The sequence below is a fragment of the Colwellia sp. 6M3 genome (assembly GCF_014077595.1).
GTDB lineage: Bacteria > Pseudomonadota > Gammaproteobacteria > Enterobacterales > Alteromonadaceae > Cognaticolwellia.
The window spans coordinates 57,090-77,105 of the sequence record NZ_JACGWF010000007.1; the positions used below are offsets into that span (position 1 = coordinate 57,090).

The following is a 20,016-nucleotide window of genomic DNA, read 5'->3' on the forward strand; positions in this document are numbered from 1 at the left end:
AGTTATTATTTCAACAAGTACAGCATCGAGGTTTTCAATTTCATCGGTTTAACGGGTTTATTTAACAATAAAACATCGTTGGCTTTTACTTCGTTCTTCAACTCTTTACTGTAATTGGCGGTGATCATAATTACGGGAAGTATATTATCGCGTAAGTGGTTAATTTCATTTGAAACATCTAAACCATTTACGCCGTCATCAAGATGATAATCAACAATGAGTATGTCCGCATGATCATCCACTACATTGACTTGTTGTTGCAAATGTTTGAGGCTAGTTGCGGTAGTTACAATGAAATCCCAGCCGCCTAATAGCTCAGCCATACCTGCACAAACGGTAGCGTCGTTATCAATAATCCATATTTTACGCTTAGCTAAAGCCGTGTTATCAAGGATGTAATTTTGTGGATTTACTGTTTGAGGTAAGTCACTTATTTTACCCAAAGGCACTTTTACAGAAAAAACTGAGCCTTTACCTAACGTAGAATTAACCATAATGGGTTGTTCTAATACGGTTGAAATTTTATCGACTATCGCAAGCCCCAAGCCTAAGCCATTTCGAAATGCTGATTGAGACGATTTAAGGCGTTTAAACTCTTTAAATATTTCTTGAAGTTGGTCTTGGGCGATACCCATACCATTATCCCATACTTCAATTGAAACATGATCTCCTTGGCGTCTGCAGCCAAGTAATACCTTACCATTACTTGCATATCTAAAGGCATTGGAGAGAAAGTTGCGCAAAATACGTGCTAATAAAACACTGTCGGAATTTACCACTAAATCGCTACTAACATAGTGTAATTTAACTTTGAATTGAGCACTGGTTTGTTGGTATTCACTGGCTAAGTTGTTAAGTAATTCTGATAATTTAAATGAGCTTTTATCCGCCTTTACAACACCAGCATCTAGTTTTGAAATATCAACCAAGGTACAAATTAAGTTCTCTAAATCGTCTAACGAATTTATCACTGAACCTAGCAGTTTTTTAGTGTGGGTTTCTAAGGTTTTTTCCATTAAAGAGCTGGTGAACAACTGCGCCGCATTTAGGGGTTGCAGTAAGTCATGGCTAACTGCCGCTAGAAATTTGGTTTTGGTACTGTTAGCAAACTCGGCTTCACTTTTAGCTTTGTGTAAATTGACTTGTGCCTGGCTTCGTTCTGCTACTTCAACAATTAATTTATCGTTTAATCCTTGTAATTGAACTGTTCTTTCTTGCACTCTGATTTCAAGTTGATCATGAGCTTTTTGTAACGCTAGGGCATCTTTTCTACGCGCGGTAATGTCGCGAATAAGAACGAAAAATCCAAGAACATGCCCCTTACTGTCTCGATTAGGTACGTAAGATTTCAAAAGGTAGCAAGGCTCACCTTGTTTGTTTTTTTCTTCCATGGCAAAGCTGACACTTTCACCTTTTAAGGCGCGGTCAACATAGGATTTGAGTTCAGTGAAGTTGGTATGTACGCGACTTTGTTCTAACTCTAAGCCATTGAGTCCACCTTGAGGTAAGCCATACCAATCAACATACACTTGATTTGTGAACTGGTATTTTAGGTCTTCGCCAATATAGGCGATCATCGCGGGCACGTTATCGGTGATTAATCGTAACCAACTTTCACTTTTTCTTAATGATTCAGCGTAGCGATGACGTTCTGTAATATCGCTGTAGGTTTTAATGATTTTGCCATTATTTAAACGGTGATCACGTATCTCTAAAACCGTACCGTTCATCAGTGTTTGGGTATAATAATAATTATCGGTGCTAGATTTTGGCGCTAGATCAAGCTCGGTCAAATTTTGCACATTATTGGTGCTGGGCATTGCGCGTAAAAGGTTGGGCGATAACTGGCTGATTTGCGCAAATCGCATGTTCCACACTTCAATTTTGTTTTGGCTGCTGATCAAAACAACACCTTGTGACAGGTTGTCAATTAAGTTTTGCAGTAACAAAGATTTTTGCGCCATACCGCGCTCGTATCGAGCACTTTCTGCGTTTTTAATGGCGGTAATGTCAGTATAAATCATTACCCAACCACCTTCGCTAGTGCGATGCTCGTTAAGTTGAAACCAGCGATCGTCTGACAGTTGATACACAGGGCTAGCAAAATTATCACCCGGTGATGCTCGGCGAATGATACCGCGTGTTTTTGCTAACTCTTTTAAGTCTTTAAGGTTGGCACCTTCAACAATCGGTAAGCCTGACTCACTCCAAAAACTGGCAAAATTACTGTTCTGTAAAATAATGCGACCATCGCTATCGAGTAAAACAAAGGCTTCTGTAATGCTTTCAATGGCATCTATAAAACGTTGTTTAAATAAATTGGCTGTGTCATTCGCTTGTTTTAATGCGCGGTTACTCGACTCTAATTTTGCCAGCGTTTCATTAAGTGTCTGCGTTTTTTCTCTAACCTGTTCGGCTAAGTGCACGGAATGTTCAAAAGCCGTGTAGGGCGCATATTGGTTTTCGCCACTGTCTTCGACACGTTGCATTAAGGCATTGTTAATTTTGATAAGTTTAGCGTTTTGCTTTTTTAGCAAGGCTAACTCATCTTCTAAAGCCTGCTCACTCATTTACGCCTCCAGCGATAAAAACGCCGGTAAAAGTTTGGTTTAAGTGAATGCCATTAGTATGCTCACCATAAGTATTAAAACCGACAATATTGTATTGCGCATTTAAGCTTCTTACGCGTGCCTCTAGGCCTTTTTGCTCTATTTCTAGTCGTCTTAAAAAGCAATCACAGGTAAGTACTAATTCAGGATCACCGTAGCGTTGTGAAATTTCGCCAAGTTGGTCTGTTACAGGGGAAAATATATCGCCCATTTCTACTGCGGTAAGCACAATGCCCACATCAACCGCACAGTAAAACGTTAGGCTTAAGTCTGCTTCGTTTACTTTTTGAATGGAGCGAATATAGTAATCACCGCCCACTTTTACCGCCAACGGATTAAGCGAAAATACTTCAGGGCTTAAATCTTTAAGATCAACATTAAGTAATTTTGCATATTCTAATGCTGCAGGTTCTGCATTTAATTCGTAAACTGTTCTGTTAGCCGCGTCAGCATCGGTCACAACTAACTTTTCTATTGGACGCTTTATGTGATGACACGTAAAAACTTCAAAAGGCAATATCGTGTTCACCATAATAACAATCGCGGCGTTTTGATAAAATTTTCCGTGATAATAAACATGGGTTTTAGTTAAATTTATGTCGTCGCCCGCAGAGCCACCAAAGTGAGGAATGGCTCTAGCAGCAGAGTTAAGGGTTACCAAAAATTGTTCTTCGCTTGAAGAAAGGCCGTCGAGTAAAGTGAGTAAAAAACTGTTGTTTTTTATCTCTGTTAACTCTTTAGATTGGCAGTTTTCAACTAGCTCATTAATGGTGGACTGCGCATTAATCGTGTCAAACTTTTCCATCGACTCAATCAAGGTAGCGCAAATAGCAAAATATTGGCTAGAAAAGCCTATGGCAACAATAGAGTGTTGCTCGTAACCTTGGTTTGTTACTTCGCCGGCGGTAGTACAGCCAACAATGTCGACATCGGTAAAGGTGCTTTCCATGGTTTGTGCTAGGGTATCTAGCGCATAAGTAGAAGAACAATAAAACAGCACAAAACTGATGTTGGCTTTATTTAATTGTTGATAAAGCTCTTGGCTTGCAATTGCCGGGTCGATGGCTTTACTAACTGCCGTAATCGTTTTTATATCATGCATAAATTCGGCTCATATATAGGTAGATACCCATCATATAGTTTACTCGTTACAGTTCAATACCTTTATCTGCGAAGGCTTTGTTTTATTTGCATATTTGTTTACAACACACAACTTAGGACTTTCAATAACCACAACACATTCTAAACATTGAATACACTCGCCGTAGTCAATAGCACCACTAGGTTTAATGGCGTCTATACCACATTTTTTATTACGACAAAGTTGACAAGGTGAGCCACATTCATCACGACGTCTTAACCATTTAAATATGGGATATCGACCTATAATCGCTAATCCTGCACCTAACGGACACAAATAACGACAATAGAACTTATGAATTTTTAAACTCAACAGCAGTAATAAAACAGCGTATAAAACAAACGGCCAATAGCGTACAAAGTTCAGTGTTATGCTGGTTTTAAATGGCTCTATTTCGGCTAATTGCTCTGCCAATGTTAGTGAATAAAAAGAGCAAGCAACTAATAGTATTAACAATACATATTTTACTTTTTGTCCCGCTTTATGATGTTGAGGCTTAATTTTAATTTGTTTTATTTTCAGCTTAGTTGCGATCAAAGCCATTATTTCTTGTAGCGCGCCAAAAGGGCATAGCCAACCACAGAACAAACCTCGCCCCCATAAAAATAGGGTAATAAAAACAAATACCCATAAAATAAATATCACGGGGTCAAGCAAGAACACTTCAATGTTAAAGCCTTGTTTTAGTGACAACAGTAGCGTGTAAATGTTGACAACAGACAGCTGGCCTTGTGAATAAAAACCGATAAAACCGATAACAAAAATTAATGATATAAAGCGTACTTGGTGGGTTAACTTTTCATTTTTTGCCAAGGTGTCTTGTTTAATAAAGACTAGCGTTAAGGCGATAAGATATAGACAAAGTATGATTATTTCATTACTACGTTGTAGCCAAAGTTTTATCCAGAGCGGTTGAGCTTTTTCAGGCTGAACTAACGGTGTTTTATCAAGGAATAAAATTTCAGGCAATGTACTGGCAAAGCTAAAGTTGTGTTGATTTTTAGATAAAAATGATTGGTTGTAGGTAACAGCTAAAGACAGCGTTAATTCTTTATTGAGCTCAAAACCAGATTGGGATTTTATTCGAAATACTTTAATTTCATTATAGTCAGGTATTTCAAGTGCAAATCTAGGGTTAAAATAGCTATAAAAGTCGACATCGCGCATATCAACAGGCAGTGAAGCTTGCGTTGCACTTAAGCGACTAGGGACGGTTTGAGGAATAAATTCTTCGCTGACAAAAGCATAGTTGCCGCGATTTAATACCATTAAGGCATGTTCACCCGGGATTAAACTCTCGAGTAAGCGGTTGTATTCTGTTTCACCCAATAAATTTTTACCAATAATAGGGATGTTAGCGAAACCAAAATATAAATCGATAAAGTCATTGGTACCTTCGCTTAACTTTTTAATTGTATTTGTTAGAGATGGTGATGAGCTTTCAGTTAAAGCGAGTGCTTGATCACGTGTTAACTGCCAGTGCTGTATGTACTTTTTCTCAACCAGTTGTTCAAAAGTTAATGTTTCAAAAAAGTCAGGATTAACCACGAAATTTGATGGCGCAACAAAACCGGATAACTTTTCGCGCGCTACTTTAAGCGCTGAAGCAATAATGGTGTCGTTAACCACTAATACTGAAATAGTGGCGCGAGTTATTCCGTCAAAATATGTGGCATCTTTTGATGACTTATCGCGAGCGTTAATAATAAAACGTTCTTTAATTGAATGGTGTTGATATTGGTTAATAAAATCAAATAATGGCGGTTCGCCTAAGCCGTGTAAAAATATCGGTTCATGATGATTTAGTATTTTTAAACCAGTAATAACACCTTGGGTATCAATACCAATGAGAATATTGATGGTTTGGCCTGAAAAACCAATGAAATTTGTAAAGTCGTCTGATTCAAATACATAACCGAGTAAATCACCTAATTGATAAACGGGCGTTACGGCAATTTTTTTATCAACAGGACCTAAACGTGTTGCACTGGGGAATATTTCGGCAATATTAGCAGAAATTGACGTTGTATTTTGAGCTTCAACAGGAGCGAAGGAAAAAGAATAAAAAGAGGGTGATAGCATAAAGACAAGAATGTAAATCATCCTTGTCTTTAGGAAGTTGAGTATATGTAAATGCATGCTAACGCCCTCATAAATCGTTACAAACTGATTAGTATTCGCTGAATAAAAAGGTGTCAACCTCGTTAAAGAAAGACACCCTTGTATACATTGAGGGTTAGATTAAAAGAAACCTAAAGGACTCGTGCTATAGCTAACTAGTAAGTTTTTAGTTTGCTGATAATGGTCGAGCATCATCTTGTGGTTTTCACGACCGATACCTGATTTTTTATAGCCACCAAATGCTGCGTGAGCTGGGTATAAGTGGTAACAGTTAGTCCATACGCGACCCGCTTGAATACCTCTACCCATTCGATGTGCAAGGTTAGCATCACGTGTCCATAAACCCGCACCTAAACCATAAACTGAGTCGTTAGCTATTGCTAGCGCTTCTGCTTCATCTTTAAAAGTAGTTACTGCGACAACCGGTCCAAAAATTTCTTCTTGGAAAATGCGCATTTTGTTATTACCTTTTAGAATGGTCGGTTGAATGTAAAAACCTGTTTCTAAAGAGTCACCTAAGCTTTCTTTATGACCGCCGGTTAATAGCTCTGCACCTTCATCTTTACCGATAGTTAAATAACTCATGATTTTCTCAAATTGTTCTTGAGAGGCTTGAGCACCGACCATAGTTTCAGTATCTAATGGGTTACCACGAATAATTTTGTTCGCTTTAGCAATAACTTTTTCCATAAATTCGTCGAAAATATCTTCTTGAATTAAGGCACGAGACGGACAAGTACAAACCTCACCTTGGTTGAAAAAGCCTAAAACAAACCCTTCAGCACATTTATCTAAATAGTCGTCTTCAAATTGTGTAATGTCTTTAAAGAAGATGTTTGGAGATTTACCACCAAGCTCAACCGTTGAAGGAATTAGGTTTTCAGCTGCACACTTAAGAATGTGTCCACCAATAGCCGTAGAACCTGTAAAGGCAATTTTACCAATACGTGTGCTTGTTGCTAGTGCTTCACCCGCTTCTTTACCATAACCGTTAACTATGTTTAATACGCCAGGAGGAAGTAAATCGCCAATAATTTCCATTAGTACCAAGATACTTACAGGCGTTTGCTCAGCTGGTTTTAATATTACACAGTTACCCGCAGCAAGTGCTGGAGCAAGTTTCCATGCCGCCATTAATATTGGGAAATTCCAAGGGATTATTTGACCGACAACACCAATTGGCTCATGAAAGTGATACGCAACTGTGTCGTTATCTATTTGAGAAAGTGAACCTTCTTGTGAGCGAATACAACCGGCAAAGTAGCGAAAGTGATCAGCACATAATGGAATGTCAGCTGCAAGCGTTTCGCGAACTGGCTTACCGTTGTCCCATGTTTCAGCTACCGCAATTTTTTCAAGGTTTTCTTCAATACGGTCAGCAATTTTCAGTAAGACTCTAGAGCGGTCTTGAACTGATGTTTTGCCCCATGCTTCTTTAGCTCCATGAGCTGCATCAAGCGCTAATTCAATGTCTTCGCTGCTTGAACGAGGAATTTCACAAATTACTTCACCAGTAACGGGTGTGGTGTTGGTAAAATAATTTCCCTTAACAGGAGCTACCCATTGACCATTGATGTAGTTTTCATATTTAGGTTTAAAAGAAACGACAGAACCTTCACTGCCTGGGTATGCATAGATCATATATCACCTCGTGTCGAGACCAGCCAGAGTAATACTCTTTCCATGGCCCTGTTTATGTTTGCTCTAGTAATTACTAAAGCGTTTTTTTCGTGTATCTATAATAGTGCGGTGCAAGCAATTGAAACTATTACCCATAGGCTTTAAAAACATCATACTTTGGGACGAGTTGCTCGATTTTCATAGGGCTGTAACAAATTTCATAGGACTGTAATAAAAGGGCTGCAACAAATTTAAACGATAAAAAAAAGCTTTTGAAAAATTTCAAAAGCTTTTTAAATACAAGGAGTATGGTCTGATGTTACGTCGCTATGGGAGTAGCGTTGTCATTAGACCAATGTGTAATTACTTAGGTAATTTAAACGTCCAAACACTGCCACCTTGGTTAAAGTGTTTAATACGTTCTGCAACGTCACCGCCCCATAAAGGAACTGCGCCACCCCAACCAGAAAGTACTGACAAGTATTGCTCGCCATCCATTTCCCAAGTAATAGGAGAACCTACGATGCCTGAACCCGTGTTAAATTTATATTTTACTTCACCTGTTTTAGCGTTAAGACCTAATAGATAACCTTCTGGCGTACCAGTAAATACTAAGTTACCCGCAGTCGCTAGAACACCACCCCATAAAGGAGAGTAGTTATTATAACGCCAAATAACTTTACCGGTTTTAGGGTCGATTGCTTTTAGTACGCCAATATAGTCTTCGTTAATGGCTTTAATAGTGAAACCAGCACCTAAGTATGCAGCACCTTTTTTATAGGCTGTAGGCTCATTCCAAATATCCATTTGCCATTCGTTTGAAGGCACATAGAATAATTCAGTATCTTGGCTGTAAGCCATAGGCATCCAGTTTTTTGCACCTAAGAAGGCTGGCGCTGAAACAACAGTACTACCTTTATTACCATCTTTAGATTTACTCGGATCACTAGGTCTGTTGCTATCAACAAAGATTGGACGACCTTTATCAGTAAGCCCTGAAGCCCAAGTAATTTTATCTACAAATGGGAAACCACGAATAAAGTCACCATTTTCACGATTAAGTACGTAGAAGAAGCCGTTTCTGTCAGCTGTAGCAGCTGCTTTAATCGTTTTGCCTTTTTCTTTGTAATCGAAAGAGATAAGTTCGTTTACACCATCAAAATCCCAACCATCATGCGGCGTTGTTTGGAAATGCCATACAATTTTGCCAGTATCTGGGTCGATAGCTAAACGTGAAGATGAGAAAAGGTTATCACCTGGACGTAAATGAGAGTTCCAAGGTGCCGGGTTACCCGTACCAAAGAAAAGTAAATCTACGTCAGCATCATAAGTACCGCCTAACCATGGCGCCGCGCCACCTGATTTCCAAAGCTCTGCTGGCCATGTTTGGCCTGGTTTGCCACCAGAAATGCCATTTTCCATTTTTTTGCCATCTTTCCAGATGTAGCCCATATGGCCTTCAACGGTTGGACGTTCCCAAACTAACTTGCCATTAATAGCATCGTAAGCTCTCACTTTACCGACTACGCCAAATTCACCACCGGCAACACCTGTGATGACTTTACCTTTAACAATAATAGGGGCAGCAGTAATCGAATAACCTGCTTTATAGTCTTCTACTTTCTTTTTCCAAACCACTTTACCGGTGTCTTTATGTAGCGCGACAAGTTTTGCATCTAGCGTACCAAAAATGACTAAGTCATCGAAAAGCGCAACACCACGGTTAATAACGTCACAACACGGCATAATGCCATCGGGTAATCTTGCATCGTATTGCCAAAGTTCGTCACCGGTATGTACGTTGATCGCATATACACGAGAGTATGAACCGGTAATGTACATAACGCCGTCTTTAACCATCGGCTGTGATTCTTGACCACGTTGCTTCTCGCCGCCTAATGAAAAAGACCAAACGGGATGCATTTGCTTTACTGTTTCGGTATTTATTTTATCAAGTGGACTGTAACGCTGACCTTTTAGGCCAAGTCCGTAGGTCACTACGTCATTAGTTGTCATTTGGTCATTAGCAATGTCTTTATCGGTTACACCAGCTTGTACTAGGCTTGTAAACGTTAAAGACATGACAATAGATAATGACAATATTTTATTTTTACCTGCTGTTATCATTGTTATTTCCTCTTGGGGTTTAAATATACTTAACGATATTTTGTCTTTTTATCTTCCTGTAGGCTTGGTTAGATTCAAGGTGTTTAATTGTTCGAATCAATGCATTTTTACAGTCTACAGCCATGTTATATTCTGGTTTTTTTATTGACTATCACTCAGCGGTCGAATTTTTTTCATCACTTAGTATGAGTTAAGGGATGAAAAAAAGTGTGTTATTGAGGCGACTCCATAGCAACCGAGTACAAACCAGGAAGTTGATAAACAGCATGATGATCTTCGAAAAGTTTTTTCATTTTTCCTGAAGCAATCATTTCTTCAACAATGTCAGTAACCGCATAACCTAGTTGGCGATAGTCACTTTTAACCGCCATGCCAATATCCCATTGTTGTTTACCAATATTAGGAAAGGCATTTGACGCTAATTGATAATTGGGTGATGCAAGTTGGTGCTGGTAATAGCTTACCTGACTTCTTAACCCCATTACCGCATCAATTTTTTGTTCATGCATGGCTGAAACAGCTAATTCCACCGAATTAAATTGTTTGGTTCTTTTACTCATTCGACCGTTAAAAACCGACATTAAGTAAAACTGGGGAATTGAATCTACTTCTACACCGATATCGTGATATTGAAACACGGCCATGGTACTTACATCTTCAATCTTTTGATTATTGAAAATTATTTTCCACGATTCAGTATGGTAGGGCGCGAACATGTGTACTTGTTCATGCACCAGTTCACCAATATCATCTCGAAGTTGAGAATATGCTTTGTCGTAAGGAACGCGTAGCATTAAGTCTGCTACTGTGCGCTTTAGAAAATGTCCTTTCCAAAGGTTATTACGTAAGTCGCCTTGTACGTTTTCATCAGCGGTTACCCACCTAAAGCGAACTTCGACACCTAATTTTTTGGCAATATGCTTTGCTAATGCAACGTCAATACCCTTAGCTTCGCCATTTTCTTGATACGAAAATGGGATGTAGTCACGATATACCGCGACAACAATTTCATTACTTTCAATAATGTCATCGTAGGATCGAGCAAAAGTTGTTGTGCAAAAAATGCCACAACAACTTAGCCAAAAAATTAACGCGTTAAAGTTATTCTTTTTCACTGACTGACTCTAACCATGTGCGAATAGACCACAGCGCTTCTTGATTTAAGTGCTCTGTCATTTTCGGCATATAAACTGCGCCGTTACGTACTGCGCCGTTTTGTACACGGTAAACATACCACTCATCACCGTCATAATCGCTTGCAAGTTCACGTAAGTCAGGGGCAATACCACCTGAAATACCTTCTAAACCATGACAGCGAGCACAATTTTGGTTATACGCTGATGCGCCAACACGTAAAATTTCTTCGCGGATGTCACCTTCTGATTCGCGATATGGGTTAGTTTCACTCCACTCTTCGCCTAAGGCGGGCAGTGTTGAGGTATCAATTGACTGTGGTGTTACTGGGCCATGAGCCGCAATGCCGAATGAACAAATTGATATGAATGCAATTAAATAGCAGCGGCCTTTATTAAGTTTTATCATTGTTGAGTACCTCGTGTTCTATGTAAATTATTCGTGGAGTTTAATTTTTATAGCCTAATGATAAGGTTGTGTGCAAGCTTCAAGAATTATACTTTAGCGCGTTAGGTCTCCTCCTTTAGTATGAGTTTATCGTATGCGTTGAGTGTAATTTGTTGTTATGGTTATAAAAATCAGTGCTTTGTCTTTATTTTTAGTGAGTGCTTATGATTTTAAATTTAAGTGATTATTCTATATGCTAAGAGTTATTAATTCGATTTAACCTTTATTCGACTATATATATAACTATATAGTCTTGGGACTTTGCAAATGTTTGAGTTCGCTATGTTTATTGTTGTTATTTTTACCGTGTTTATATTTACCCAATCTATGTCTACGATGGTAAATATAAGTGCTAAAAAACAGCTATTTGCTGTCGGTTTGTCACTATTTTGTTTAACATCTTTGGCACAACCCCAGTCCATTACACTGGAAATAAGCTATGTTAAGTTTGATCAACAACAGCCTAGCAATGCGCTGAATATTTTTAAAACACCTGAAAATAGTGGTTTTATGGGTGCTAAACTCGCGATTAATGATTCCAATACTACGGGTAAATTTTTAAAACAACATTTTACGTTAAGCCATTTCACTAGCGCTAAAAGCGATGAATTTTTACATTACTTAGATGCGCAATATTTACAAGGGCGACAAATATTTATTCTTGATGCACCCTTAGCTGAGTTAATAAAGGTTGATCACTGGGCGAAAAATAAGTCAGTGTTACTCTTTAATGCGAGCGAGTCGGCAGACGTTCTGCGCTCTACTCAGTGTTTAGCTAAGTTATTTCATACCAGTGCGAGTAACGCGATGAAGTCTGACGCGCTTGCGCAGTGGTTATTGTATCGTCGTATGAATAAGGTGTTATTAGTTCAGGGCAGCAAAGTAGAAGATATTGAATTGGCGAATTCTTTTAAACGCTCAGCGAAACGTTTTGGTATAAAACTTATCGATGAAAAACAATGGGACTTTAATACTGACCTTAGACGCAGCACTCAACAAGAAATTCCACTATTTACACAAACGGTACAAGATTATGATGCCGTTTATGTCGCTGATAAAAGCAAAGACTTTGCCGAGTTCATTCCTTTTAATACTTATTTACCGCGTCCCGTTATCGGCTCAGCGGGTTTAGAGGCTTTAGCTTGGCATGGCGCAATTGAACAGTGGGGCGCAACACAATTGCAAAACCGTTTTACTGACTTAGCGGGTCGTGCAATGAATGAAACTGACTTTTCAGGATACTTAGCCGTTAGAAGTGTTGCCCAATCTGTACATAAGCTGCATTCTAAAGACAGTGAAAAACTGACAAATTATATTAGTTCAGATAAATTTGAACTCGCTGCATACAAAGGTCGTAAACTTAGTTTTAGGTCTTGGAACCGACAGTTAAGAATGCCGCTTGCGCTGGTGCATCCTCATGCTTTGGTGTCGCAATCACCTCAGCCTGGTATGTTACATCCGATCACTGAACTTGATACGCTTGGCTTTGATGCTCAAGAATCTCTCTGTAAATAAGGCTCACCATTACTTATGAAAAATATAAACTTTGTTAGCTTATTATGCTTCGCTTCGGTTTTATGTATCAGCACTAGTAATGCCGCTGAACTTGCTTATGTTACCAATGAGAAAGACGATAATATTTCGGTGATCGACTTAAGCCAAAATAAAGTCATCAAAACCATACCTGTTGGTGAACGACCGCGCGGCATTATTTTTAATAAACAACACACGCTTGCCTATATTTGTGCCAGCGAGTCAGACCGAATTCAAATTTTAGACCTTAATACTGAGCAAATTGTAGGTGAACTGCCTTCAGGTGAAGACCCTGAAACTATCGCATTACACCCAAACGGTAAAATTATTTATACCTCGAATGAAGATGATGCGCTACTTACTGTTATTGATATTGAAACAGCAACTGTTATTGCTCAAATTGATGTCGGGGTTGAGCCTGAGGGTTTAGCGGTTAGTCCTGATGGAAAAATTGTGGTGGTTACCTCAGAAACCACCAATATGGTGCATTGGATACACACTGAAAATAATACCAACTTTGCCAACACGTTAGTTGGCGCTCGGCCTCGTTCGGCTAAATTTACTGACGACGGCAAGTTTCTCTGGGTTAGCTCTGAAATTGGCGGGGCAGTGGTGGTGCTTGACGTGAATACACAAGAAATTGTTAAAGAGTTTACTTTTGCTATTCGCGGCATTCACCGTGACCGAGTTCAACCTGTAGGGATAGAATTATCAAGCGATGGTCGTTACGCTTTTGTGGCGCTTGGCCCAGCAAATCATGTGGCGGTTATCGACCGTAAAACCATGGAAGTCGATAAATACTTGTTAGTGGGTCGCCGTGTTTGGCAATTGGCCTTTAATGATGATCAAAGCCAATTGTTAACAACCAATGGCATTAGTGGTGATGTTTCGGTGATAGATGTTAAACAAATGAAGGTGACTAAATCCATCAAAGTAGGGCGTTATCCGTGGGGCGTAGTGATACGAAGCGTGCCATGAGCATAGTTACTCATCAACTCAGTTTTCATTATGGTAAAAAAACGGCAATTGATAATTTAAGCCTAAAAATTAACAGTGGTTTTAACGTGTTACTTGGGCCAAATGGAGCTGGGAAAAGTACCTTATTTTCAATGTTAACAGGCCTTTCTCAAGCAGGTACTGGTAGTGTTAATATTAATGGTTATGACCTTAAAGAAAATCGCTCTAAAATCATGCGTTCGATGGGCGTGGTTTTTCAGCAAAGTACGCTAGATTTAGATTTATCTGTAAAACAAAATTTAGTTTATTATGCCGCGTTGCATGGCATTTCAGCATCGCAAGCATTAAGCAATATCAGCGATATATTATCGCAATTACAATTAACGCAGCGACTTAATGACAAAGTACGTTCATTAAATGGTGGCCATCGTCGTCGAGTTGAAATTGCCCGCGCGTTAATTCATCAACCCAAAGTCTTGTTGTTAGATGAAGCTACTGTTGGCTTAGACATTGATAGCAGAAAAATGATCACTGAATATGTAGGCAAACTCTGCAAAGATTTAGATATTTGCGTGTTATGGGCTACTCATTTAATTGATGAAATAGCCGAGAATGATCAACTTATACTGATCAACGAAGGAAAAATCACCGCACAGGGTTTAAGTCGAGAGTTATGTAATACGCATAACGTTGACGATATATATCAGCTGTATCGCCGATTAACTACTAGTACGGAGCTTATCTAATGAGCAGCCAATATCTGTATTGTTTTAATGGCATTGTTAAACGTGAAGTTTTACGCTTTTTTCAACAACGTTCTCGCTTACTTAGCGCACTCGTTAGGCCTTTATTGTGGTTAGTAGTATTTGCAGCAGGTTTCAGGGCAGCACTAGGTGTGTCAATTATGGAACCTTACGGCACTTATATTACCTATCAACAATATATTACCCCTGGTCTTTGTTGCATGATCATTTTATTTAACGGCATGCAAAGCTCGCTTTCTATGGTTTATGATCGCGAAATGGGTAGCATGAAAGTGCTATTAATGAGCCCATTACCACGGCCATACCTATTGTTTTGTAAGTTAATTGCCAGTGCTTTGTTGTCGCTTTTACAAGTCGTTATTTTTTTACTTTTTGCCCAATTAGTTGATGTAGATATTCCACTGCTAGGTTATTTGAGTGCAATACCCGCTATTTTCTTGATTGCGTTTTTTCTTGGCGCGTTGGGGCTGATGTTGTCTAACTTGATTAAACAATTAGAGAACTTTGCTGGCGTGATGAATTTTGTTATTTTCCCAATGTTTTTTCTATCTAGCGCCTTGTACCCGCTTTGGAAAATGAAAGAAGCGAGCATTTGGTTATATTGGCTTTGTCAGTTTAACCCTTTTACAGCCTGTGTTGAGTTATTACGATTCGCACTTTATGGGCAATTGAATTTTTCGGCATTGTTAACGGTATTAATTGCCACCAGCATTGCATCATTTTTTGCGCTGATGAGTTTTAAGCCACAGCTTGGGCGTAAGTAAAAATTAATTAAAATCACCATCCTTAAGCTCAAGGTTGACGTTGGTATTGTGTTTTTAACGTAAACGATGAGCCTAAATTAGCCGTGAACTATGGGACTAACCTGCACAACATGAAAGTTCAGAGACATCCTTACTAAATGTTTGTGCACATAATTTTAGTCCTTCTACCATAGTTAAGTATGGAAATAGCTGTCCTGCAAGGTCATCAACTGTCATGTTATTATGAATAGCGAGTGCGGCACTTTGTATCAACTCCCCACCTTCATGAGCAAGTATTTGTGCGCCAAGAATTTTACCTGTTGGCTTATCCGCTACTAGTTTAATGAACCCGTCCGTTTCAAAATTGGCTAATGCGCGTGGCACGTTTTCCATGTCTAATACTCGACTAATGACATTAAACCCATCTTTATTGGCTTGCTCTTCGGTTAAGCCTACGGTGGCAACTTGTGGATCGGTAAAGATAACAGCTGGCATTGTTGATAGGTCGAGCCTAGTATCCCCACCCGTCATATTTATACCCGCTCTACTACCCGCAGCGGCAGCAACATAAACAAATTGAGGCATAGTAGAGCAATCACCAGCGGCATAAATATTTGCCGTTGACGTTTCCATTTTATCATTGACTACGATGGCACCATTTTTTTGTGTTTTCACACCAACACTTTCTAAGCCAAGCTGTGCCGTATTAGCATGACGGCCAGTCGAGATAAGTAACTTGTCTGTTTTTAAAGTCCCTTCATTAGTCTCTAATGAGAATGTACTTCCATCATGAATAACCTTATTCGCTTGTGTGTTATTAAGTACGCGAATGCCTTCTTTTTCAAAACACTCAGTTAGCTTTTCGCCTAACAATGAGTCTTCTGCATACAATAAGGTATGGCGTGCTAATACGGTAACATTGCTACCTAAACGTGCATAAGCTTGGGCAATCTCTAAAGCGATAACAGACGAGCCTATTACGATTAAACTCGCAGGTAACGCTTCAGCAAATAGTGCTTCTGTTGATGTCCAAAAGGGAGTGTCGGCTAATCCATTAATAGACGGAATAGAAGGCGTAGATCCCGTTGCAATTAAGATACGATCTGCAATCAGTTCTTCATCACTTCCATCTGATTTTTTAACCAGTAAAGTATTTTCATTTTTAAAGCGTGCGTAACCTTTCAATAAGGTTAATGCTGGGTTGTTATCTAAAATTTTTTGATACTTTGCACCTCGCAACTCTTCAACACGTGATGTTTGTTGTAGCGCTAGTAACGAGCGGTTAATTTGAGGCTGACTATTTTCAAGACCATCAAATGGATTTGTGCGTTGTTGATGAGCTAATTGGGCAGCACGGATAAGTATCTTAGATGGCACACACCCAACATTGACGCAACAGCCACCGATAATGTCTGCACCTTCGATCATGGTGACTCTTGCGCCACCTTCCGCAGCTTTAATAGCACAAGCAAATGCTCCGGAGCCACTACCGATAATAGCGACATGCAATTGTTCCGTTGTTGCAGCATTTAATTCCGAAACTGTATAGCCTAAAGCTTCAATGGCATCAACAATTTCACACCGCTTAATGTCATCTACAGTTTCAATTTCAGCCATTGCATCAGGATATGAAATATTAATTGTCCATACTCCATCAATAGCTTTAACTGCTTTTTTAATCTGGTCGGCACAACTACTACAAGTCATACCCTTAATCGATAAAGTTATCATGTTAATACTTCCAATAATTATAAGTTAAATTTCTCGTGTTATGCCGGGCATGAATCATCATCACAGCGACGACTTGCCGGAGAGACCATATCCCATATCGACACAGCAACCATTAGCCCTAGCCCTGTATAAGTTGCGTATGAACTCCATCCGTATTGAAACCATGGATATAATGATAATAAGACTAAAATCGGCCCAACTGATCCGAGCAAACTACGATGCCACTGGCGGTGACTAAACCAACCTAGAATATTCACCACCAAAGCTAATGAAGCAAATAGTGGAAATAATGTGTTAACGAACAATCCTTCCCACTGTCCTAAAAAACCCATACCTAAAGCGGCCGCAATATTGGCAATAGCAGGAAAACACATGGCACATCCCATCGCTGATACAACGGCTCCTAACGATCCAGCTTTATCGCCAACACGAGTAAGTAATTTCAAAGGATTAAACATAATTCCCCTCTATTTCTTTAATGTAGCTGGATAGCCAATATTGGTTGATGCTAACGCTATAGCTTCAATGTCAGTTTTTTTAGGGTCAAATGTAACGGTGGCTGTTTTATTCTCATAATTAACAGTCGCTTTTACAACACCTTCAACTTTCTCCATCGCTTTGCGTACAGTGATGTGACACATTTTGCAGGTCATCTTTTCAATATTGAATAACTTCTCCGACATTACTGGAGCAGCTATAAAATTAGCTTTTTCACTTACCGTTGCCACTGCATTCCCAAGAATAAATAGGGAGCTTAAAAGTAGGGTAATGCTAATAATATTTTTCATTTTTTATTCCTCTTCAAATTTAAATATACAAATATAAATTTACTTATAGTCTTATTATTCAACTATGTAATCTGCATAATATGGAAAACTCATCATTGCGATAAGGATAATACTGACTATCCAAAAAATGATGCGCTGTTTTTTTACTATCTTTGGGTTAGCGCAAAAGGCACCTTCTTCACATTTTTGTTCAGCAACATATAGTTTATGAAAAACAACAGCCAAGATAAGGAGGGTTATAGCGGAAAAATAGCCACTATAAGGTGCCATTGCCGTAAGGTTTCCGACCCATGCACCACCGAAACCGAGTGATAATAGTAGCAGCGGACCGATGCAGCAGGCAGATGCACCAAGACCTGCTGTAATAGCTAACAATAAAGAACGATTTGATGTTGATGAATTTGACATAACTAGATCCCATATAAAGATAATATGAGGTAGCTTAAACTCTGGGGTGTAGTCCAGAGTCAATAGGTAATTTAAATTAATTTATGATGGTGTTAATATTAATTTTCCAGAAAACCTTTCTGAGATAATCCTTCGATAAAGCCGCACTGCTCTTCTTCAATGTCACTATGGCAGGTTGATATTAACTCGTCTAAAGCTGTTTGAATGGTAAGTAATCCCAATATTTGTTGTGCTATTTTATTTCGTTTTTCTTGTGCTAGCGTTTGTACATCTCCGCAATTTTTATCACCTAAATTTAACAATTGCTTTATTTCTTCTAATGAAAAGCCAATTTGCTGAGCACGTTTTATAAAACGAATTCTATCTATACTCGAAGTGGGATAATGACGAAAACCACCCAGAGGCTTTTCAGGCTCAATGATTAAATTCTTACGTTGATAATGCCGAATTGTTTCAATATTTACATTAGCAGCTTTTGCTAACCGACCTATGGTTAAAGGTGAGTTCTTTCTATTCATATGTATCAGATCTTTATTGTAGACTGTTCTTATAGTACAGACTTAATATAGGCATGTATATTCAACCTCCTTAATGTCAACTAAGGAATGGCTACTTGTTTATGACTGTTTTGTTATATTTAGTTGCCTATCAAGGCGAAGATAGAATTATGTCTTCTGAACATTGAAAAATATCAAAAATAAATTGATGCTAAACCATGAACATATCTAGGCTAGTGCTAATCAAAATTTAATACTTTTTTGTTGGAGGGGATAATCCCGTTGCTTTCGTTTATATTCTATTTTTTAACAATAACTATGTGCTAAACCAAACTCTGTGAGTATCTTTATTTCGATACTAAAGCTTACTCAAAGAATGAAGCTCACTGCGACATCTGAGACTATTTTAACTACTGTCAAAATAAACCCATAAAGTTACTTTATTTAAGCGTAAATTCAGTGGGTCTTAAGTTTAGTTTGTTAACTTATTATTATTACAAATAAAGTCGGCAACCTATAAATTGAAAGTATTAATTATTGAAGATTCAACTTCATTGAGAAGAAGTTTAAAAATAGGCTTATCAAATTTAGGTTTCACTGTTGATGATACTGGTGATGGTTCTGAAGGGCTAAGTATGGTGTTATCTGGTAAATATTCCTTATTAATTCTTGATTTGATGCTGCCATCTGTTGATGGAACAACTATTTTAAAAGCTATTATATACCTGTGGGGTCAGGTTCGTTGAAATGTCAGCAATGTTGTTTACCTCATTAGGGTCTAATATTTTGAATTCACTTAAGTCTTATTTGTCGGTTCACTTGTCGTTAGGTAAGCCAAGACTAACGTCCGAAATCGTATCTTTGTTAACATTAAGCTAGTGACCATTAGAGACTTCTTCAGCTAGCCAAAAGCGGAAGTCGAGCATTCATCAACACAGTTCAGGTCATGCCACAAATCGGTCTAAATTATTAGAGCAAAAAACTCCATTTTTATGTCAGCTATTTTCAATGATTGCTGACATTAGCAGTATTTTCTATGGCGTTAACGCCTCTTGGTATACAAACTCCAAACTTGGGTTGATAAAGCGACCATCACATCATGACAGATCAACTCACGGCAAAATCTGTGCCTGTCATAATTTCACCAGAAGAAACTATATTCTTTTAATTATCATGATTTAGAAACATGCTTTATATATCTACACAATTAAGGGGTAGTGCTAAGCTAACTTTTGTTCTGCCCATAACAACAGATGTTTTAAAATGCAGAACAGCGATATCACTAAAAAAAAATAATTGAGTAAACTCTTCGAAATTTTCCATATCTTTTGCTGTCACTATCAGTACGAAATCCGCTTCACCTGTAATGTAATAACACTGCTGGATATTATTATTG

Annotated in this window: 17 protein-coding genes and 1 pseudogene; 5 read left to right on the forward strand and 13 right to left on the reverse strand. The window is 38.6% G+C overall.

The window, feature by feature from the left end; translation table 11 throughout:
* Positions 1-5: 5 nt before the first annotated feature.
* The 7 genes from H4J50_RS03110 to pedF form a co-directional block, all read right to left on the reverse strand.
* Positions 6-2,570 carry a PAS domain-containing hybrid sensor histidine kinase/response regulator gene (locus H4J50_RS03110; protein WP_182254390.1) on the reverse strand — a complete coding sequence of 855 codons (2,565 nt, stop codon included), beginning with the start codon at positions 2,568-2,570 and terminating at the stop codon, positions 6-8.
* Positions 2,563-3,711: a nitric oxide-sensing protein NosP gene (gene nosP / locus H4J50_RS03115; protein ID WP_108455570.1), complete on the reverse strand. Its 1,149-nt coding sequence runs from the start codon at positions 3,709-3,711 to the stop codon at positions 2,563-2,565. Before nosP ends, H4J50_RS03110 begins: the two co-directional genes overlap by 8 nt.
* A gap of 39 nt (positions 3,712-3,750) precedes the next feature.
* The gene (locus tag H4J50_RS03120) at positions 3,751-5,853 is read right to left on the reverse strand and encodes a 4Fe-4S binding protein (RefSeq protein ID WP_404842736.1); all 2,103 of its coding nucleotides are present in this window, start codon (positions 5,851-5,853) and stop codon (positions 3,751-3,753) included.
* A gap of 138 nt (positions 5,854-5,991) precedes the next feature.
* Positions 5,992-7,512 carry an aldehyde dehydrogenase family protein gene (locus H4J50_RS03125; protein ID WP_108455572.1) on the reverse strand — a complete coding sequence of 507 codons (1,521 nt, stop codon included), beginning with the start codon at positions 7,510-7,512 and terminating at the stop codon, positions 5,992-5,994.
* A 342-nt stretch (positions 7,513-7,854) separates the two neighbouring features.
* Entirely contained in the window at positions 7,855-9,618 is a 1,764-nt protein-coding gene (locus H4J50_RS03130; RefSeq protein WP_182254391.1) for a PQQ-dependent methanol/ethanol family dehydrogenase, read from the reverse strand.
* A gap of 212 nt (positions 9,619-9,830) precedes the next feature.
* Positions 9,831-10,733, reverse strand: coding sequence for an ABC transporter substrate-binding protein (locus H4J50_RS03135; protein ID WP_182254392.1), 903 nt, complete (start codon positions 10,731-10,733; stop codon positions 9,831-9,833).
* Entirely contained in the window at positions 10,720-11,160 is a 441-nt protein-coding gene (pedF, locus tag H4J50_RS03140; protein ID WP_108455575.1) for a cytochrome c-550 PedF, read from the reverse strand. Before pedF ends, H4J50_RS03135 begins: the two co-directional genes overlap by 14 nt.
* A gap of 306 nt (positions 11,161-11,466) precedes the next feature.
* Here pedF and H4J50_RS03145 point away from each other — a divergent pair, with 306 nt between their 5' ends.
* From H4J50_RS03145 to H4J50_RS03160, 4 genes are read left to right on the forward strand one after another with little or no spacing between them, the layout of a single operon-like run.
* Positions 11,467-12,714 carry an ABC transporter substrate-binding protein gene (locus H4J50_RS03145; RefSeq protein ID WP_259366144.1) on the forward strand — a complete coding sequence of 416 codons (1,248 nt, stop codon included), beginning with the start codon at positions 11,467-11,469 and terminating at the stop codon, positions 12,712-12,714.
* A gap of 15 nt (positions 12,715-12,729) precedes the next feature.
* Positions 12,730-13,710, forward strand: a complete 981-nt coding sequence (locus H4J50_RS03150; protein WP_182254394.1) for a YVTN family beta-propeller repeat protein — start codon at positions 12,730-12,732, stop codon at positions 13,708-13,710.
* On the forward strand, positions 13,707-14,435 hold the full coding sequence (locus tag H4J50_RS03155) for an ABC transporter ATP-binding protein (protein ID WP_182254396.1): 729 nt from the start codon (positions 13,707-13,709) through the stop codon (positions 14,433-14,435). The genes H4J50_RS03150 and H4J50_RS03155 overlap by 4 nt, the downstream gene beginning before the upstream one ends.
* The gene (locus H4J50_RS03160) at positions 14,435-15,217 is read left to right on the forward strand and encodes an ABC transporter permease (RefSeq protein ID WP_182254398.1); all 783 of its coding nucleotides are present in this window, start codon (positions 14,435-14,437) and stop codon (positions 15,215-15,217) included. The genes H4J50_RS03155 and H4J50_RS03160 overlap by 1 nt, the downstream gene beginning before the upstream one ends.
* A gap of 96 nt (positions 15,218-15,313) precedes the next feature.
* On the opposite strand, the gene merA is transcribed toward H4J50_RS03160, so the two are convergent.
* From merA to H4J50_RS03185, 5 genes are all read right to left on the reverse strand, one after another.
* The gene (merA, locus tag H4J50_RS03165) at positions 15,314-16,927 is read right to left on the reverse strand and encodes a mercury(II) reductase (RefSeq protein WP_182254400.1); all 1,614 of its coding nucleotides are present in this window, start codon (positions 16,925-16,927) and stop codon (positions 15,314-15,316) included.
* Between the two features lie 38 nt (positions 16,928-16,965).
* Positions 16,966-17,385, reverse strand: coding sequence for an organomercurial transporter MerC (gene merC, locus H4J50_RS03170; RefSeq protein ID WP_182254402.1), 420 nt, complete (start codon positions 17,383-17,385; stop codon positions 16,966-16,968).
* 9 nt (positions 17,386-17,394) lie between these two features.
* Positions 17,395-17,715, reverse strand: a complete 321-nt coding sequence (locus tag H4J50_RS03175) for a heavy-metal-associated domain-containing protein (RefSeq protein ID WP_182254404.1) — start codon at positions 17,713-17,715, stop codon at positions 17,395-17,397.
* Between the two features lie 54 nt (positions 17,716-17,769).
* Positions 17,770-18,123 (reverse strand): mercuric transporter MerT family protein, encoded by a 354-nt coding sequence (locus H4J50_RS03180; RefSeq protein WP_182254406.1) that lies wholly within the window; start codon positions 18,121-18,123, stop codon positions 17,770-17,772.
* Between the two features lie 98 nt (positions 18,124-18,221).
* On the reverse strand, positions 18,222-18,641 hold the full coding sequence (locus tag H4J50_RS03185) for a MerR family DNA-binding protein (RefSeq protein ID WP_108455583.1): 420 nt from the start codon (positions 18,639-18,641) through the stop codon (positions 18,222-18,224).
* A 500-nt stretch (positions 18,642-19,141) separates the two neighbouring features.
* Here H4J50_RS03185 and H4J50_RS03190 point away from each other — a divergent pair.
* Positions 19,142-19,339 (forward strand): annotated as a pseudogene (locus H4J50_RS03190) (response regulator transcription factor); the annotation flags it as partial.
* Between the two features lie 472 nt (positions 19,340-19,811).
* Here the strand turns inward: H4J50_RS03190 and H4J50_RS03195 are convergent.
* Positions 19,812-20,016: Lrp/AsnC ligand binding domain-containing protein (locus tag H4J50_RS03195; protein WP_182254408.1), on the reverse strand; the 205-nt coding region annotated here is incomplete at its 5' end.

What these genes read in the sequence shown, in the direction of transcription:
- H4J50_RS03110 (WP_182254390.1), bottom strand. Translation starts at nt 2,570, where the DNA reads ATGAGTGAGCAGGCTTTAGAAGATGAGTTAGCCTTGCTAAAAAAGCAA.
- nosP (WP_108455570.1), bottom strand. Translation starts at nt 3,711, where the DNA reads ATGCATGATATAAAAACGATTACGGCAGTTAGTAAAGCCATCGACCCG.
- H4J50_RS03120 (WP_404842736.1), bottom strand. Translation starts at nt 5,853, where the DNA reads ATGATTTACATTCTTGTCTTTATGCTATCACCCTCTTTTTATTCTTTT.
- H4J50_RS03125 (WP_108455572.1), bottom strand. Translation starts at nt 7,512, where the DNA reads ATGATCTATGCATACCCAGGCAGTGAAGGTTCTGTCGTTTCTTTTAAA.
- H4J50_RS03130 (WP_182254391.1), bottom strand. Translation starts at nt 9,618, where the DNA reads ATGATAACAGCAGGTAAAAATAAAATATTGTCATTATCTATTGTCATG.
- pedF (WP_108455575.1), bottom strand. Translation starts at nt 11,160, where the DNA reads ATGATAAAACTTAATAAAGGCCGCTGCTATTTAATTGCATTCATATCA.
- H4J50_RS03145 (WP_259366144.1), top strand. Translation starts at nt 11,467, where the DNA reads ATGTTTGAGTTCGCTATGTTTATTGTTGTTATTTTTACCGTGTTTATA.
- H4J50_RS03150 (WP_182254394.1), top strand. Translation starts at nt 12,730, where the DNA reads ATGAAAAATATAAACTTTGTTAGCTTATTATGCTTCGCTTCGGTTTTA.
- H4J50_RS03155 (WP_182254396.1), top strand. Translation starts at nt 13,707, where the DNA reads ATGAGCATAGTTACTCATCAACTCAGTTTTCATTATGGTAAAAAAACG.
- H4J50_RS03160 (WP_182254398.1), top strand. Translation starts at nt 14,435, where the DNA reads ATGAGCAGCCAATATCTGTATTGTTTTAATGGCATTGTTAAACGTGAA.
- merA (WP_182254400.1), bottom strand. Translation starts at nt 16,927, where the DNA reads ATGATAACTTTATCGATTAAGGGTATGACTTGTAGTAGTTGTGCCGAC.
- merC (WP_182254402.1), bottom strand. Translation starts at nt 17,385, where the DNA reads ATGTTTAATCCTTTGAAATTACTTACTCGTGTTGGCGATAAAGCTGGA.
- H4J50_RS03175 (WP_182254404.1), bottom strand. Translation starts at nt 17,715, where the DNA reads ATGAAAAATATTATTAGCATTACCCTACTTTTAAGCTCCCTATTTATT.
- H4J50_RS03180 (WP_182254406.1), bottom strand. Translation starts at nt 18,123, where the DNA reads ATGTCAAATTCATCAACATCAAATCGTTCTTTATTGTTAGCTATTACA.
- H4J50_RS03185 (WP_108455583.1), bottom strand. Translation starts at nt 18,641, where the DNA reads ATGAATAGAAAGAACTCACCTTTAACCATAGGTCGGTTAGCAAAAGCT.